Origin of the sequence: Bacillus oleivorans (assembly GCF_900207585.1) — a bacterium.
GTDB lineage: Bacteria > Bacillota > Bacilli > Bacillales > JC228 > Bacillus_BF > Bacillus_BF oleivorans.
In genome coordinates this window covers 93,894-110,814 of sequence record NZ_OAOP01000009.1, presented here as the reverse complement: position 1 = coordinate 110,814, position 16,921 = coordinate 93,894, and the positions used below count along the sequence as shown (strand labels likewise).

General features: G+C 39.3%; 14 protein-coding genes and 1 pseudogene. 9 read left to right on the top strand and 6 right to left on the bottom strand.

What is annotated here, in order from left to right; translation table 11 throughout:
• Positions 1 to 117 precede the first annotated feature (117 nt).
• Positions 118 to 1,068 (bottom strand): ring-cleaving dioxygenase, encoded by a 951-nt coding sequence (locus CRO56_RS17675; RefSeq protein ID WP_097159951.1) that lies wholly within the window; start codon positions 1,066 to 1,068, stop codon positions 118 to 120.
• A 212-nt stretch (positions 1,069 to 1,280) separates the two neighbouring features.
• Here CRO56_RS17675 and CRO56_RS17670 point away from each other — a divergent pair, with 212 nt between their 5' ends.
• Together CRO56_RS17670 and CRO56_RS17665 are read left to right on the top strand one after the other, a co-directional pair.
• Entirely contained in the window at positions 1,281 to 2,660 is a 1,380-nt protein-coding gene (locus CRO56_RS17670) for a sensor histidine kinase (RefSeq protein WP_179714338.1), read from the top strand.
• The gene (locus CRO56_RS17665; RefSeq protein WP_097159949.1) at positions 2,657 to 3,334 is read left to right on the top strand and encodes a response regulator transcription factor; all 678 of its coding nucleotides are present in this window, start codon (positions 2,657 to 2,659) and stop codon (positions 3,332 to 3,334) included. The genes CRO56_RS17670 and CRO56_RS17665 overlap by 4 nt, the downstream gene beginning before the upstream one ends.
• 85 nt (positions 3,335 to 3,419) lie before the next feature.
• Here CRO56_RS17665 and CRO56_RS17660 read toward each other — a convergent pair whose 3' ends face one another.
• Complete coding sequence (locus CRO56_RS17660) at positions 3,420 to 3,911, bottom strand: SRPBCC family protein (protein ID WP_097159948.1); 492 nt, start codon at positions 3,909 to 3,911, stop codon at positions 3,420 to 3,422.
• Between the two features lie 575 nt (positions 3,912 to 4,486).
• On the opposite strand from CRO56_RS17660, the gene CRO56_RS17655 reads away from it, so the two are divergent.
• Complete coding sequence (locus CRO56_RS17655; protein ID WP_097159947.1) at positions 4,487 to 6,403, top strand: heavy metal translocating P-type ATPase; 1,917 nt, start codon at positions 4,487 to 4,489, stop codon at positions 6,401 to 6,403.
• A gap of 40 nt (positions 6,404 to 6,443) precedes the next feature.
• Here the strand turns inward: CRO56_RS17655 and CRO56_RS17650 are convergent, their stop codons facing one another.
• Both CRO56_RS17650 and CRO56_RS17645 read right to left on the bottom strand, forming a co-directional pair.
• Positions 6,444 to 6,719: a DUF2277 domain-containing protein gene (locus CRO56_RS17650; protein WP_097159946.1), complete on the bottom strand. Its 276-nt coding sequence runs from the start codon at positions 6,717 to 6,719 to the stop codon at positions 6,444 to 6,446.
• 143 nt (positions 6,720 to 6,862) lie between these two features.
• Positions 6,863 to 7,114: a YczF family membrane protein gene (locus CRO56_RS17645; RefSeq protein ID WP_179714337.1), complete on the bottom strand. Its 252-nt coding sequence runs from the start codon at positions 7,112 to 7,114 to the stop codon at positions 6,863 to 6,865.
• Between the two features lie 133 nt (positions 7,115 to 7,247).
• Here CRO56_RS17645 and CRO56_RS17640 point away from each other — a divergent pair, with 133 nt between their 5' ends.
• The 3 genes from CRO56_RS17640 to CRO56_RS17630 are packed head-to-tail and all read left to right on the top strand — an operon-like array spanning position 7,248 to position 11,261.
• Positions 7,248 to 8,885: a spore germination protein gene (locus tag CRO56_RS17640; RefSeq protein WP_097160048.1), complete on the top strand. Its 1,638-nt coding sequence runs from the start codon at positions 7,248 to 7,250 to the stop codon at positions 8,883 to 8,885.
• Entirely contained in the window at positions 8,875 to 10,098 is a 1,224-nt protein-coding gene (locus tag CRO56_RS17635) for a Ger(x)C family spore germination protein (RefSeq protein WP_097159945.1), read from the top strand. Before CRO56_RS17640 ends, CRO56_RS17635 begins: the two co-directional genes overlap by 11 nt.
• Before the next feature lie 20 nt (positions 10,099 to 10,118).
• Positions 10,119 to 11,261, top strand: coding sequence for a GerAB/ArcD/ProY family transporter (locus CRO56_RS17630; RefSeq protein ID WP_097159944.1), 1,143 nt, complete (start codon positions 10,119 to 10,121; stop codon positions 11,259 to 11,261).
• Positions 11,262 to 11,294: 33 nt separating this feature from the next.
• Here CRO56_RS17630 and CRO56_RS17625 read toward each other — a convergent pair whose 3' ends face one another.
• The gene (locus CRO56_RS17625) at positions 11,295 to 11,633 is read right to left on the bottom strand and encodes a HesB/YadR/YfhF family protein (RefSeq protein WP_425427223.1); all 339 of its coding nucleotides are present in this window, start codon (positions 11,631 to 11,633) and stop codon (positions 11,295 to 11,297) included.
• A gap of 387 nt (positions 11,634 to 12,020) precedes the next feature.
• Between CRO56_RS17625 and rpmG the strand changes: the two are divergent.
• Together rpmG and CRO56_RS17615 are read left to right on the top strand one after the other, a co-directional pair.
• Positions 12,021 to 12,171: pseudogene (rpmG, locus tag CRO56_RS17620) on the top strand (50S ribosomal protein L33).
• A gap of 15 nt (positions 12,172 to 12,186) precedes the next feature.
• The gene (locus CRO56_RS17615) at positions 12,187 to 13,374 is read left to right on the top strand and encodes a GTP-binding protein (RefSeq protein ID WP_097159943.1); all 1,188 of its coding nucleotides are present in this window, start codon (positions 12,187 to 12,189) and stop codon (positions 13,372 to 13,374) included.
• A 111-nt stretch (positions 13,375 to 13,485) separates the two neighbouring features.
• Here the strand turns inward: CRO56_RS17615 and CRO56_RS17610 are convergent, their stop codons facing one another.
• Positions 13,486 to 15,198: a S8 family serine peptidase gene (locus CRO56_RS17610; RefSeq protein ID WP_097159942.1), complete on the bottom strand. Its 1,713-nt coding sequence runs from the start codon at positions 15,196 to 15,198 to the stop codon at positions 13,486 to 13,488.
• A gap of 433 nt (positions 15,199 to 15,631) precedes the next feature.
• On the opposite strand from CRO56_RS17610, the gene CRO56_RS17605 reads away from it, so the two are divergent.
• Positions 15,632 to 16,921: a sensor histidine kinase gene (locus CRO56_RS17605; protein ID WP_097159941.1), complete on the top strand. Its 1,290-nt coding sequence runs from the start codon at positions 15,632 to 15,634 to the stop codon at positions 16,919 to 16,921.

Genomic DNA, 16,921 nt, shown 5'->3' with positions numbered 1-16,921 from the left:
ACTTCCTCGGTTAAATTAATATCCCCCCAGGGGGTATATCCGTCAATATACTACATCGGCCGGGAAGTGTCATTAAAAATATTTCGATAACTTTTTCATGAAAATAGTTAGAAAATGTTAAAATTCACTTTTACTTACTTCACGTACCTCAACCGGCGGTAATTTTTTTTCAAGCTCTTCTCTCTTCGGTTCTAACCAGGAAGGTAACATAAGCTGGGTTCCAAGCTTATCAGATGACTCATCCACAGCAAAGCCTGGCGGATCAGTTGCTATTTCAAAGAGGATACCGCCCTCTTCACGGAAATAAAGAGCCTTAAAGTAGTTTCGGTCACGAACCTCAGTCGGATCATATCCCTTTCCTTGAACAAGTTCTCTCCACTTAAGATGGTCCTCATCGTCTTTGGCTCTCCAGGCAATATGGTGAACCGTTCCTGCACCCATTAATCCCCGAACTGAAGGAGTAAGCTTAATATCAATTGTATTGCCAAGGTCTCCTTCAGATTTGAATCTTAACAGTTCATTGTCCTGTCCAATACACTCTAATCCCATTACATTTTCAAGCATGTTTGTTGTTTTATGAGGTTGAGCTGAAAATAGAACCGCTCCATCGAAGCCCTTAATGGCATATTCCGCTCCCACTCCATTGAAGTTCCAATGATTGACCGGACCTCCGTCTCGTTCAACCAGTTCAATTAGAAGACCATCTGGATCTTCGAATTGGAAATAGGTTTCGCCAAAGGAAACGGACGAGCTATATGTTACACCAAATTTTTTTAATCTTTTTTTCCAAAAGTCCAACGAACCTGTTGGTATTCTGTATCGGGTTACACCAACCTGCCCTGTTCCTATTCTCCCTTTTAACTGATTCGTCCATGGAAAAAAAGTGATCACGGTACCTGGAGTGCCTGATTCATTTCCAAAATAAAGATGATAAACTTCTGGCCGATCAAAATTGATTGTTTTTTTCACGAGTCTTAATCCAAGTACACCTGCATAAAAATCTATATTTCTTTGGGCATCATTTACCATGGCCGTAATGTGATGAATACCTGCTGTTTTTTGCATCATGATCCTCCTATTCTTTAATCAATTTTAGGATGGTCTTTTAATTAAAGGATTACCTGCTTTGATAAATACCTCTAAATTAAGTATCTCAAATTAAAGGTAATATATATGTTATTTTTTGTCAACCATAAAAACCATGCCTGTGTACGGATAATTTTTTTTTAAAATAGTTCCTTCTTTTATTTATTCAGTTACAATACAAACAGGTGATGTTGATGAATAAACTCTCGATAAAATTAGGACTTTCCTTTTTTATAATTTTCTTTGGGATTATCGTATTCCTGTTATATTTTTTACATCATTCCATGGTAGAAACACAGGTTGAAGGCGAGATGTCTTCTTTGCAGCTGCGAGGGAATTCTCATCGCGACGTGTTAGAACAGACCTTTAATCAAGATACTATTGAGCATGTTTTGTTAATGGAATCTGCTTCCGATACTATTGCTGTGATTTCAGATGGAGAAGGCAATATTTTGGATTCTTCTGATACAGTAACACCAATCATGGAAGATATGATTCAAAACACCAACATAGAGACAATTATGTTTAGTAAAGAAGCTTTTATTGAGACTGATTTTTGGGAGAGCCCGTTTCTAGCCACCGTAAGCAGCTTTCAAAATCAAGAGCAGCCCTATTTTCTTTTTATGTTTAAAACAACAGAAAATCTCAGAATGCTGATGCATGAAATGAATCAGCATTTTATGTACGGTGCGATGATCTCCCTCGTAGTTACGATTCTAGTTATCTATTTTTTGACGAATATTATTACAAAACCGTTATTAAAGATGAAACAAGCTACGGAAAGGCTGAGTGTCGGAGATTTCTCTGTAGAATTGCCGGAGTTCAGAGATGATGAACTCGGTAAGCTCTCGAAAGCCATTCATAAGCTGGCCGATGATTTAAAGGAATTAACAGAAAATCGGAAAGAATTTTTAGCGAGTATTTCTCACGAATTAAGAACACCGCTTACTTATATTAAAGGTTATGCCGATGTTTGCCGAAAAGGACTTATAAGTGACAAAGAAAAAGAAAAGTATCTCCTTGTTATCTTTAAGGAAGCTGAACGTGTTTCCAGACTGGTTCATGATCTCTTTGAATTAGCCAAAATCGACCAGAATGAATTTTCAATTCAAAGAAGCAAGGTTTCAATTAATGATCTGGTACATAACCTTTATGAGCGTTTTCGACCAGCAGTCGCGGAGGAAGGAAAAAAGCTGGATTTTGAAGTACATGGTGAAATATGGGCTTTTATAGATCCGATTCGGATTGAACAATGTCTTGTAAATTTGTTAGACAATGCGAAAAAGTATTCGCTCCCAAACAGTATAATAGGGCTAGAAGTATATGAGAAAAAGAGAACGATTCACATCGAAGTCAAAAACCAGAGTTATCCTATCGATTCACGTCAGCTTCCCCGCTTATTTGATCGTTTTTATCGGATAGATTCGTCTCGATCAAGAAAACTGGGAGGAAGCGGACTTGGGCTTTCGGTTGTGAAAGAAGTGATTGATGCTCATGGAGGTACTGTCTTTGTTTCAGAAAATGAAGGAATCATAACTGTTCAACTAACTCTTCCAGGGGGAAGCGTGCTATGAAAAGAAAGATATTAATTGTTGACGATGAACCACAGATGCTGACTTTACTTAAAATATACCTGGAGAATCATCAGTATCAATGCATATTAATCGAAGACCCATCTGTTGTTGTGGATTTTCTTAAGACCAACCCGATAGATATTGTCCTTTTAGATATCATGATGCCGAGCCTAAACGGTTGGGACCTTTTAAAAGAAATTAGGCAATTTTCCAATGTTCCTGTCTTGTATTTGACAGCTAGAACTAATCAAGAGGATATCATTAAAGGATTACGCCTTGGTGCTGATGACTTTATCACTAAGCCATTTGACGAAGAAGTATTAGTCGCCAAATTAGAAGCGGTTTTAAGGAGATACTATGGTGAAGGCGCTCTTACGGTTGAGGGATTGACATGGGATTTTGATACAAGAAAGGTATCATTTTCTGGGCATGAAATTTTACTGACACCTAAGGAATTTGCTTTATTGGGGCTATTCCTAACAAATCAAAGGCGTGTTTTTTCCCGTGAAGTATTAGTGGATTTAATCTGGACATATGGATCAGACCCATCTGACCGTGCAGTTGATTCACACATCCGTAATCTGCGCGATAAACTGAGGAAAGCCGGATTCCCGATTGAAAAATACCTGCATACCATCTACGGATCAGGCTATAAATGGAGTCATTCAAGTTAAAAAGGAGAAAACCTGTCTAATAAGATAGGGCTTCTCCTTTTTTTACTGCTCCCCTTCCCGAAAAGCCGTCACCACAAGGACTTGATCACGGCTGGCAACAGAGATCGCCTTCACCTGATTCTAACGCTGATTTTAAACTGTTTAACACCTGATTCCATGCCATTACGTGCCATTCCCTTGCCTTTTGCCATTCAGGCCCCTCACCCCAGCCTCCATGTTTAACGGTTACCTCTGTATGTTCTCCCATTTCATGCAGCGTCACATAAACCTCTGTAAGCTGACTGTCTTGATTCATAAGTTCTGCTAGCGGATCAGGTCCTTTCCAAGTAAATGATAATCTTGTAAATGGCTCTAAGCTTATAATCGTACATCCTTTTGTACAATTTCCTTCTTCATTACCCGGTTCAAAATATAACTCATACTTTCCGCCAACTATTGGTTCTACAATTGCCTTTCCAGCAAACCATTGGGAAACCCTTTCTGATCTTGTCCACGCATGCCAAACTAAGTCAATCTTGGAATGGATGACTACTTTTTTCTCTATTATTTTTTGCTCAACCGCATTTTGATTGGTCATTTTTTATTTCTCCTCCCCTTTCGACTTCATTCAAATTATATCAGAATGTTCTTTCGAGATTTATATAATGGGAAATTCAGCAATCTAGAAGAAATTTATTGAATTCTCAATCTGCATTTTTTAAGGCTGTTTTCATAACGATTGTTGTTTTTTATGATTTAAGTCTTCACTAAAGAGCCCTTGATTCAGACCCAATTGGCTTCGGATTCCCGAACCCCGTCCGAAATGACCGCTGATTCGTACACAGTTAGCTTTGAATTCAGGAAACCTATCTGAACCTGTCTCTATGACTGAAAGAAATTGATACCGCTAGCAACAAGAGCTTTTTTAAAGACTCCGAGTCTAATTGATTATGATTATCATTATTAAATAATTATTATTAATTTAAAATTATTATTATTTACATGCATAAAAATGTATGTTACTCTGTTTATACACTTTAAGTAAAACCTTTATTTTACAAATAGATGCTAGTCTTGCGCATGATAGTTTAAATGATTTCCATTCTCAATTAATTGAAATTAATTGAGAATGAAATTCAATCTAAAACAAAAAACGATGGGGAGGTCTCTTCTATGCTTGCTGAAACGAAGGCCTTTAAACAGCCTGCTAATCTCGAAATCTCATGGCTTGAAAAAATAAAATCACATATTGAACTTATGGCTGCATTATTTAGCGGGTTACTAATCATAATAGGATGGCTTTTGGCAGAGAACTCATTCCAAACTGCATCTGTTATCACTTATGTAGCTGCATTCGTAATCGGTGGCTTTGCCAAAGCAAAAGAAGGTATTGAAGAAACGATTGCCAATAAAGAATTAAATGTAGAAATCCTGATGATATTAGCTGCGATTGGCTCTGCGATCATTGGATACTGGACAGAAGGTGCCATCCTCATTTTTATTTTTGCGTTAAGTGGTGCTCTTGAAACGTATACCATGAATAAAAGCCATAAAGAAATTTCTGCATTAATGAACCTTCAGCCAGAGGAAGCGGTTCGAGTTAAAAACGGAGTGGAGGAAAAAGTCTCAATTTCGGAGTTATTCGTTGGAGATGTTGTGTTAGTGAAGCCAGGCGAACGCGTACCAACGGATGGAAAAATCACCGAAGGACAAACCAGCTTGGATGAAGCTGCTATTACAGGCGAATCGATACCAGTGAATAAATCAATCAATGATGAAGTTTTTGCCGGTACCGTTAATTTACGCGGGACAATTATGGTTGAAATGACCAAACCTAATAGTGAAACATTATTTCAAAAAATTATTACACTTGTCCAAACGGCACAGAGTGAAAAGTCGCCATCACAGCAATTTATTGAACGCTTTGAAGGAAAATATGTAAAAACAGTTTTAGTCGTCGTTGGTCTTATGTTATTTATCCCCCACTTTGTATTTGGTTGGGGCTGGAATGAAACTTTTTATCGCGCCATGATTTTACTGGTAGTTGCTTCACCTTGTGCGCTTGTCGCATCGATTATGCCTGCTACCTTATCTGCTATTTCTAAAGGTGCACGCAACGGAATCCTATTTAAAGGCGGCGTTCATCTTGAAAACCTTGGGAATTTACGGGTAATTGCTTTTGATAAGACTGGCACCCTTACTAAAGGGAAACCGGTGGTGACCGATGTTATCGTTCGCGAAGACCTATCTGAAGACCAACTCTTAACTTATGTTGCATCTATTGAAAATTACTCAAATCATCCGCTCGCAGCTGCTATAGTTCGTTATGCGACTGCTAAAGGCATCGACTTAACGAAGCCTGAGAATATGGAAGATATCGCTGGATATGGGGTGCAGGCAACGATCAATGGAGCAAAATGGAAGGTTGGAAAAGCTGAATTTGTCGGGCGTAACGAGGCAGAGCAATTCCAGAAAGGAATCGCTTATACCCTTGCAGAGCAAGGTAAAACAGTCGTTTTTGCTGAAGATGAGAAAGGAATTGCAGGCTTATTAACCTTAAAGGATATTGTTCGGGAAGAAACTGTTCAAGCGATCCAAGCTCTTAAAAAAGCGGGCATTCGCACGGTAATGTTAACAGGTGACAGCGAAAAAACGGCGTCTGCGATTGCTTCTGAAAGTGGGATTGACACCTATATTGCCGAATGTCTCCCTGAGACGAAAGTAGAACAAATGAAAAAACTGAAAGAACAATTCGGTACAGTTGCTATGGTTGGCGACGGAATCAATGATGCTCCCGCTCTAGCTACTGCAACAGTTGGAATTGCAATGGGAGAAGGCACTGATGTTGCACTAGAAACAGCCGATGTTGTGTTAATGAAAAATGATTTGCCTAAAATAGCAGAGGCAGTGAAACTCTCAAAAAAAATGAACCGAATTATTAAACAAAACGTCGTATTTTCCATTGCGGTGATCTTACTTTTAATTGCTTCTAACTTTATGCAGTCTCTGGCTTTGCCAATCGGTGTTATTGGACATGAAGGAAGTACCATTTTAGTTATCTTGAATGGATTGAGATTGTTAAGATCATAAAGATTTAAAAGCAGCTGGCAGGGCTGCCTTTTTTCTTATTTTAGTTATTAGCTGCAAACCTCTTAGCCGATCTTGCACGCGCTTTTTCAGCTTCAGCCTCGCGATTCCGCGGTTCTGCGTTTGTTTCTAAAGATTCCAGCAGCTTTTTTGTGGCGTAAGCCACTTCGTCGATTGCACGATTAAAAGCCTCTTCATTTATCTTTGAAGGTTTTTGAAACCCAGTAATCTTTCTCACATACTGAAGTGCTGCTGCGTGAATTTCCTCTTCCGTTGCTGGAGGGTCAAAATTATAAAGTGGCCTAATATTTCTACACATTGTCCTCACCTTTCCCTTAATTGTAAATGTACTGTTCCGCCCTTTCACACCTCTTACACTATTTCAGTCGATTTCGACCAATGATCCCAGGGACTCTTTTTTTAATTATATATAAAATACTGTTTTTAAAAAGGGGAACTCTATTAAGTCGCCGGATTATTTTTCTTATCTCTTTTTAGCTTCTTCCTATTCCGATAAAAATATAGGAACGATTCAATTGCAAACACAAGAATAAAAAAGACAAAAATAAACATCTCTGGCGTTTCCATTACTTGGAAAGGGCTAAGGTTATTATGGATGGATGTCATTGTGTCAAACCCTTGAAGAAGATCGAACCCTAAAGATAATGTCATCAATAGCAGCATCATTAATAAAGAGATTCCAAAAATTTTCATCGTATATCACTCTCCATTAAATAGTTTCCCCCTTTTTTGAACGTTATATGAAAGGGTTTCTTTCTCGGCAGAATAAAAAAATCCTTTAATGGGGAAAACAGGAAATATACAGCTAAGAAAGGAACCAAGAATGATGCCTCCGTTTTTCAAACGTTCGAAACGAAAGAAAAAAAATCCTAATGAAGAGACTAATCAAAACAAGACAAATGCTTCAGTGTATGAGTCTATTGATGTGTCACTTTCAGCAAACTTAGACATCATTCGAAAAAGAACAGGGAATAGTCCCGATGTAGTTTTTCGCGAATTAAAAATTGGAAGAAACCCAGAAGTTCCAATAGCGATTGTTTACCTAGAAGGTTTATCAGACCATAAAACTATTAATGATTTTTTAATTGAATCGATTATGCAGAGTAAGACATTACAAGAAGAGCTGGCTCAACAAGATGTATTTGAAATTATGAAAAAACAGGTTATTGCTCTTGGAACTGTGACAGTAATTCACGATTGGAATGAGTTGTTCTCCTCTTTAATGTCAGGGCAAGCCATCATTTTTATAGATGGGAAAGGAGCAGCACTTTGTACAAGCACAAAAGGCGGAGAGAAACGGTCGATTGAAGAACCAAGCAGTCAAGTTACAATACGTGGTCCAAGAGATGGATTTACAGAATCGATCCAAGTAAACATTTCCCTAGTGCGCAGACGAATCCAAAACCCGGATTTGTGGGTGGAATCCATGAAGATTGGCAAGGTTACGAAAACCACCGTCTCTTTCATGTATATTAACGGGATTGCGAAAGACGAGATTGTGGAAGAGGTACGTACACGATTAAAAAGGATTAACATTGACAGTATTCTTGAATCAGGGTATATAGAACAGCTGATAGAAGACCAGACTCTTACAACCTTTCCAACAACCTATAACACAGAAAGACCAGATACCGTTGCAGGTAACTTGCTCGAAGGAAGAATAGCGATTTTCGTTGATGGAACTCCATTTGTATTACTCGTTCCGGCATTATTCATTCAATTTTTTCAATCTGTTGAGGATTATTATGGCCGTTTTGATATCTCAACTGCACTTCGCTTTTTGCGAATTTTAATGTTTATTATATCGATTATTGCACCTGCTGTTTATATCGCCGCTACCACTTTTCATCAGGAGATGATTCCAACCCCTTTAATAATTGCGATTGCGGCACAGCGGGAGGCAGTACCCTTCCCAGCATTTGTCGAAGCACTCATTATGGAAGTAGCGTTTGAAATTTTGCGGGAAGCAGGAATTCGGATGCCACGGGCCGTCGGTTCGGCCATATCGGTTGTAGGTGCGCTTGTTGTAGGTCAGGCTGCTGTCGAAGCCGGCATTGTATCTGCCGCTATGGTCATTATTGTGGCTATTACGGCTATTGCCAATTTTGCGACCCCTTCAATGGCGATGGCCATTTCAGCACGCTTAATTCGCTTTCTATACATGGTAGCAGCTGCCACATTTGGTTTCTATGGCGTTATTCTAGCTATGATCTTCCAGACCGTACACCTTTGCAGCCTGCGTTCTTTTGGGGTTCCTTATATGTCACCACTTGCTCCAATGATACCTTCAGATAATGATGATACCATTGTCCGAGTACCGTGGTGGGCTTTCAGAACAAGACCAAAATTAATGACTGGGGAAAATAGTATTCGAGAAGGAAAAAATCAAAAACCAAAGCCTCCTAAAAATCGTGGCATGGTTAATACACAACAAAAGGAAAAAGGTGACAGTGATGATCGATAGAAGGAGATTTATTTTCCTCATACTAATCATGCAAAGCCTCCTTCTTTCAGGGTGTTGGAGCCAAAAAGAACTAACTGATATTGCATTTGTTGCAGCATTAGGAATCGATAAAGGTGAAGACGGAAAGTATGTTGGAACCATTCAAATTGTGAATCCCGCCAATGTAGCCACTACGGGTCAAACCGGTGGTTCACAGGGAGCTCCAGTAACTGTTTTTTCTTCAAACGGAGACACTCTAACTGAAACAGTCCGCCGTGCAACAGCCAAAGTATCACGGAGACTATATTTTACCCATACGAACCTTGTTGTCGTCGGTGAACAATTGGCAAGGGAGGAGGGGATTAATTTTCTTTTTGACGCAATAGATCGTGACCCCGAGTTTCGAACCACAGCTACCGTCGTGATTGCCCATGATGCAAATGCACAGGATTTAATAAAAATCCTATCTATCATTGAAAAGGTTCCCGCCAATAAAGTGATCAAAATCTTAGAGTCCTCCGAAAAAAGATGGGGCGAACATATAAATACAGACGTTCATGAGGTGATACAGGGTTTAGTCTCTCCTGGTAAAGAGCCTGTTATTAGCGGTTTTAAAATAAAAGGGGATGCAAAACAAGGGGAAACATTAGAGAATCTTCAACAATCCTCCCCCAATACGAGAATAGAAGCAAATGGTATTGGAATTTTTAAAAATGGAAAGCTCACCGATTGGTTCGAAGGTACAACCTCAAGAGGTGCTTTATGGGTTCTTGACAAAATTAGTGCAACAGCCATAAATCTTGACTGGGAAGAAAAAAAAGAAGCAATGGTTTATGATTTGCTTAGGCAAAAAACAGAAGTAACTGCCTCTATGGAAAAGAATCGGCCAAAAATTTCCATTAAAGTCCGTACGGAAGGGCAAATTGGAGAAGTAGCAATACCTATTGATCTAAATGATCCTACTATTATTTTAAAAATAGAAAAAGAATTGGAAAAACAAATTAAAAGCGAAATAGAGGATGCCATTCAAAGAGCACAGGAAAATCAAACCGATGTCTTTGGGTTTGGAGAATCCGTCCATCGTGCTAATCCAAATGAGTGGAAAAGGTTAAAGCTCGACTGGGATGAGGTTCACTTTCCCGAGTTAGATACAGATGTAACAGTCGATGTCTTTATAAGAGGTACAGAATTAAGAAACAAATCTTACATCTCTACTGTTGAGAATGAACGTTAACCTGAGGAAGTGACCAATCAATGGAGAAGGCAAAAATCAGTTCATATCAATTCTTTGTCCTGTTGTTTTTATTTGAGATGGGGAGTGCTTTAATCATTCCTCTTGGGATCGAAGCGAAACAGGATGCCTGGCTAGCCATTCTCCTTGGAATGTTAGGCGGTCTATTACTATTTTTAGTTTATTATCTGCTTTATCAATATTATCCGGATATCCCACTAACCGAGTATTTGCAAAAGACAGCAGGGAAAGTGCTCGGGTGGATCATCGCCTTACTGTATCTCCTCTATTTCGCATACATAGCGGCTAGAGTATTACGCGACTTTGGTACGATGCTGGTCACTTTTGCATACCCAGATACGCCTTTGTTTATTATCAATGCTTTATTAATTATTGTTCTTACTTATGCAGTAAAATCAGGGATTGAGTCAGTAGCCAGAACAGGAGAGCTGCTCTTTGTTTTAATGTATCTGCTTGCCATTGCCGGCTTTATATTAATAGTTATTTCTGGATTAATTGATATCAATAATTTAAAACCACTGCTTGAAGAAGGAACGTGGCCGGTTGTAAAAACTGCCTTTACCCAAACTCTGTATGTCCCATTTGGGGAAGCTGTTGTATTTGCCATGATTTTACCCTATTTGAGTAATCCCAAAAAGGCAAGAATGACAGGAGTTTCCGCTCTATGCTTAAGTGGTATAAATTTAGCAATAGTTATGGCTGTCAACATTAGTGTTCTTGGGATCGATTATACTATGCGATCCCAATATCCTCTCTTATCCGCAATCCAGAGAATTCAAGTTGCAGAATTCTTAGAGCGATTAGATGTATTTTATATGCTAGGCACAGTAATCGGAGGATTCTTTAAAATTTGTATATTTTTTTACGCGGTTGTAATTGGGGCATCGGGTTTATTTAACGTAAAGAAACCTTCACGGTTAGCTTACCCGATTGGGCTTGTTATTTTAATATTATCAATGACGATTGCTAGCAGTTACTCGGAACATATACGGGAAGGGTTAGATATTGTTCCGATTTATTTACATCTACCCTTTCAAGTCATTATTCCGATATTTCTCCTAGCAATCGCATTTGTTAAAAATAGAAAAAAACAAACTAAAAAAGATCCAAATATTTCAGAGCCTGACTCCCCGGTAATAGAGTAGAATTCACTAAGGAGTCAGGCTCTTTTCAATAAATTATGCTTTCTTATATTTAAATTCTACTTCATCATATTGCTCATTGTATTCAACATTCAGATTGTGTCCATCGAAATACCACAAATCGGTTTCATCTACAAAAAATAAGATTCCCTCTGCTTTGGTGCTTGCTGCGATGTTTCTTGGAGGCTCTTCCGTTGAAAATCCAAGAGAAAATCCTTGCTGAACGGGGCTTGAACCTCCGTATCTCGCGTGAAATTTCACATGATCCCCATTCTTTAATCCAACTTCCTCCTTAAACCATTTCACTGCTGTGTCACTAATAAACAGTTCCATTTTTAATTGCACCTCTTTTTTCGAAAGCATATTCTCAGTCATGATTTTTATTCTACCCATTAAATGACTTTAATGATTATCTTTTAATACCACTAAAGTTTCTAGCTAACGCTGTAAATCGGCCAAGGAAAGAACTAACCTTGTATCTGCTAGTACCGGTACTTTCTTCCACTCATCGGTTCCACCTGTAATGGTTCCCTTTTATCTAGTATATTACCTTCTGCCTTCGCATGGCTATTCATAAGCATTAATAGATGCATTCCTTCAATAGCAAGGATTTTCTAGAAATCGAAGAAACTGAGACTGCTTCTATTTTAATTTTGGGGTTGACTAAGAATAAATCTTCATTGTAATATGGTTAATGTAAATCGTAATGATTCTTATTTATGATTTTTAAATCGTAATGATTCTTATTTAGGAGGTGGAACTATGCACGAAAGAGTTGCGCTAGCTTACACTGAAACTGGAGACCGAAATTACATAACTACAAAAAATAAACGAAATACTCCAGAACGAATCGAATTAAAAAAATACTCCCCTCGGCCGACCGCGCCATACATTTCATCGGGAAACTAAATAAGAGAGGATGAACCTTATGACTAAAATTCCCGTTACAGTACTTAGCGGGTATTTAGGATCTGGCAAAACAACACTGCTTAATCATCTGCTATCAAACCGTCACGGAAAAAAAATCGCGGTTATTGTCAATGACATGAGTGAAGTCAATATTGATTCAGCTCTTATTCAACAGGGTGGCTTTTCAAGAACCGAGGAAAAGCTAGTAGAACTGCAAAATGGATGTATTTGCTGCACCTTAAGGGAAGACCTTCTCATTGAAGTAGAAAAGCTTGCTCGAGAAGGAAATATTGATTATATCGTAATTGAATCAAGCGGAATTAGTGAACCCATTCCAGTAGCCCAAACCTTTTCCTATGTTGACGAAGAGCTTGGAATCGATCTTACAAAATTTTGCCGGCTAGATACAATGGTCACAGTGGTTGATGCTAATCGTTTTTGGCAGGATTATGCTTCTGGGGAGTCACTTCTCGATCGGAAACAAGGGATTAATGAAGACGACTCACGGGAAATTGCTGATTTACTGATTGATCAAATCGAATTTGCTAATGTCATCCTCCTAAATAAAATTGATTTAATTGAGGAAGCAAATCAAACTGAGCTCCACCAGCTTTTACGAAAACTTAATCCGGACGCTAACATAATGGACTGTAGCTTTAGCAGAGTTGATTTAGAAGCGGTACTTAACACCCGCTTATTTGATTTCGAGAAAGCGAGCATAGGCGCCGGATGGATTAAGGAGCTGCAGTTTGAGCACACTCCTGAAACAGAAGAATATGGCATTTCATCGTTTGTCTATCGAAAAAGACTTCCATTTCATCCAGAGCGCTTTCACCAATTTTTAGAAGAGCTGCCCGTTGAAGTCGTTCGGGCAAAGGGCTTCTTTTGGCTAGCCAGCCAAAATGAAGCGGCAGGACTATTATCACAGGCTGGGACATCTATTTCTCTTCAGTTTGGAGGCGTATGGATTGCATCATTGCCTGAAAGGGAAAGAAATGAGATTTTAAATGAGGACCCATCGATATATGAGCGGTGGCAGGACCCTTGGGGTGATCGGATGCAGGAGCTTGTGTTTATCGGGATTGATATGGACAGGGAGAAGATAGAAAAGTCATTAGATGCCTGCCTATTAACAGCAGAAGAACTCACTCAACCATGGACCAATCATCTTGATCCGTTTCCGCGTTTAGATGGGGCGATTTATTAATTCCCGCTCCCTTTCCGCGAATTTTCTTATTTATATACTGCAACTTAAAGAATGGCGATGAGGAAAACCGGGCACTTCTGCCCGGTTCCTTTTTTGTCAGGCGGATGTCATTTATTTTAAAATATACTCCACCACATACGTCCCTGTATATTGCTCAACTGTATTAAGCCAGCCTTCCACATCGACTGTGTAAGTTCCTTCCGTGACTGATGGAATGAAGGTTTCTTCTGTAGTCGATAAAGCACTGCCAGATGACCCTGCCAGTGCTCCAGATGCATCTCGAACATAGAGGTCTAAATCGTTGGTTGGCGAAAGCCATTCAATTTTTACTTGTAAACTGACTGGGTTGCTACCTAATAAAATGTCATAATAATCATGTGAAGCAGCACCCGCTTCGGAAACACCTGCTCCTACAGTTCCCGTCCATGTTTCTTCAACAAAATACGTATTATAGGTCTTTCCTGTCTTTTTATCCTTATATTTCCCTAACTTCAAAGCGGTTTTTTCCGCTAATTTAACAGCTTCATAGGCATTAACATACCCCGCTCCTACCTCGTGGTAAGCATATCCTTCCATTGGATCAGCTGTATTTTCTAGTATATCAAGAACCACATCTGGGTGCAGACCCGGCTTTGCTTCTAGCATAAGGGCTACAATCCCCGAAATATGAGGTGTTGCCATACTTGTACCGCTAGCTGTCGTATAATAAGGCAAATGTTCTGGGGCAATATAGGTCGCATCTGTTACACTTCCAAGTGAATTCATTACGAGTCCAGTAGATGATTTGGTTGCAACTATATCAACTCCAGGAGCGGTAATGTCCGGGTGCAGCAGCTCATCTCCCGCTATCCCGCGAGATGAAAAGTCCGCAAGCTGTTTATCCTTTGTGCCAGCAGCAACTGAAATCACCCAAGGTGCGGCAGAATAAGGATTTAATGTATTGTCATCGGGGCCTTCATTTCCCGCTGCGAAGACAACGGTCATTCCTGCATCATGCGCCTTTTTACTTGCAACGTTGATAGGATTATTGGCAGAGTATTCTCCAGATGTTCCCCAACTATTACTAATGACTTGAATTCCATATTCCTCTTGGTGTTCTAATACGTAATTAAATCCTTCAAGCGCCCAAAGAATATTAAGACCTTCGCCCGTTCCTAATCCTACTAGCTTAGCATCAGGGGCTATCCCTTTATATAATCCTTCACTTGCTGTTCCTAACCCCGCGATCGTGCCGGCGACATGAGTTCCGTGACCGGAAGAGGTATCGGTATTTGCTACATTTTCCAAATAAAGAGGACCCTCTGAGAAGATCCCTTCCCCAACTAAAAACTTAACGTTTTGTACGACCTTCTCACCAAGCGGTAAATCAGGATGCGTCGCATCAATTCCGCTGTCAATGACTGCAACGGTCACACCTCTGCCTGTGTATCCTAAATCGTTCCACACACTTTCCGCCCCAACTAAAGCACGGCTGTCACGAAGGTAATACTCAAGCTCCTTATTGTAATAGATTGATAGTGCACCAAGGTTTGTGCTTAATAAGGAGCTAATCTCCAGTTTCGTACCTCTTACAGCGATCATGGGCAGTTGGCTGAACGTTTTGGTTTCTAACCCGAGGAGCTGTAAAAGATTGTGCTGATCGTTAGTCGGCATGGATTCATAGGTAATCACCGCCTCTACCAAAGTCGAATCGGTAACTTGCTCCAATACATTTAGTAATTCTGTATCAACCTCTAGAGTTGATGCTTGAGCTTTTGGCTGCACTGTAAAGAATGTGCTGGCAATTAGCAAAAAAGCCAATGCAGCTGAAAATATTTTTTTCATATCGGACCGTCCTCTCCATTTTTGGAATACTCTAAATTCTTTAGTAATCCCATTTTCTGTGAAGTCCCATATAAAAACAATCAACTAGAAGTACTATTCTCAAGATAAGACCTTTTATGTAGGGGTTAGTACTGAAGTAGTATCTTGAAACTTTTGTTAAAAAATTTTGTATACCTAATTGATTGGGGAGGAGCTTATGGAGACCCGGGTATGATGTTTTCCTAGCCTAATGCATTTGAAAAGGAAACAGATAAGGAAATTTTCTTCGAGGGATATGGAGCGAAGATTATTACTGACAAGGATTATATTAATAGGAGTTTCACTGTATGGTATATGGCTTGTTTATTTTACCTATAAGACTATTAAAACGGATTGTATAATTTCCAGTTTTTGATTAATATCAAGCTATATGGATTTATAGGAGAATCGGATTATGGAGTTAACGATACACTTCTTTTTCAATCTATCCCTAATAATGGTTTTACTATTTGTTGGTGTGTTATGGTCCGAAAAACTAAAGAGTCTCCGTTCCATTCAAATAACCGCGGCCATTATATTTATTTTAAGTCTCGTCATCTGTTTACTATTTACATACCCTCTACATGAAAGCTATTTTTTAGATTTACGTTTGATTCCAATCATTATTGGCGGCTTGTATATGGGACTTGGACCTATTTTAGCTGCAATTGCCATTGGTCTACGAGCGATTTATGGTTTAGACTCTGGATTTCTTTTTACTGCTTTTTATTTTCTATTCATTGCTCTGCTATGTTTCGAGCTTTCCCCTTGGTTCTTAAAAAAATCTTCCAGGAAACGAATTCTGCTTTCTGTTATTATAACGTTTCTGCTTAGCTTGCCTGAAGCCATTACTCTCATACTGATGGATCTATTTTACCCGGTGTTTGATGTATGGTTTGCGTATGCTATTATTCAGCCGCTTGGTGTTGGAATGATCGCCTACTTTATAGAAGAAATTGACAAAAGCATTCTGCTTAGGCAACATGTTATCAAAGCTAAGCGCCTAGAAGCTGTTGAACAAATGGGGGCGGCGATCTCCCATGAAATCAGAAATCCGCTAACAGCTGCAATCGGTTTTGTCCAACTCTTACAGGATCACACTTTATCAGAAGAAAAACGGACACAGTACCTTTCTATTTTAAAAAATGAACTGCAATCAGCTGAAAGAGTCATCCAAGATTATTTAACGTTCTCTAAACCGCAGATCAATGTTCATCAACCCTTTAATATCCATGACGAGTTAAAACATGTGGTTCAATTGCTGGAGCCGACTGCCAATCGGAATTCGGTTCAAATTGTCGAAGACTTCTCAATGTGGGGCACAATCGAAGGAGATCCGCAAAAGTTCCATCAATGTATGGTAAATATCATGAAAAATGCAATCGAAGCAATGCCCAATGGAGGTATATTAACAGTAGAAACGAAAACCACATCATCAAAAGTGATGATTCGTATTCAGGATACCGGATCTGGTATGTCCCGAGAACAAATTGACCGATTGGGTGAACCCTACTACTCTACTAAAGGAGACAAGGGAACCGGGCTTGGTCTTATGGTCGTTTATAGCATTGCCAGAGCAATGAAAGGAACGATTCACGTAGAAAGTGAACCGGGAGCAGGCACGACATTTGAGCTTACTTTTAGAACGATCCCTTCCACATTGGAAAATCCGGAAACAAAGGAAGCAAGTGAGATTGGATTGTAA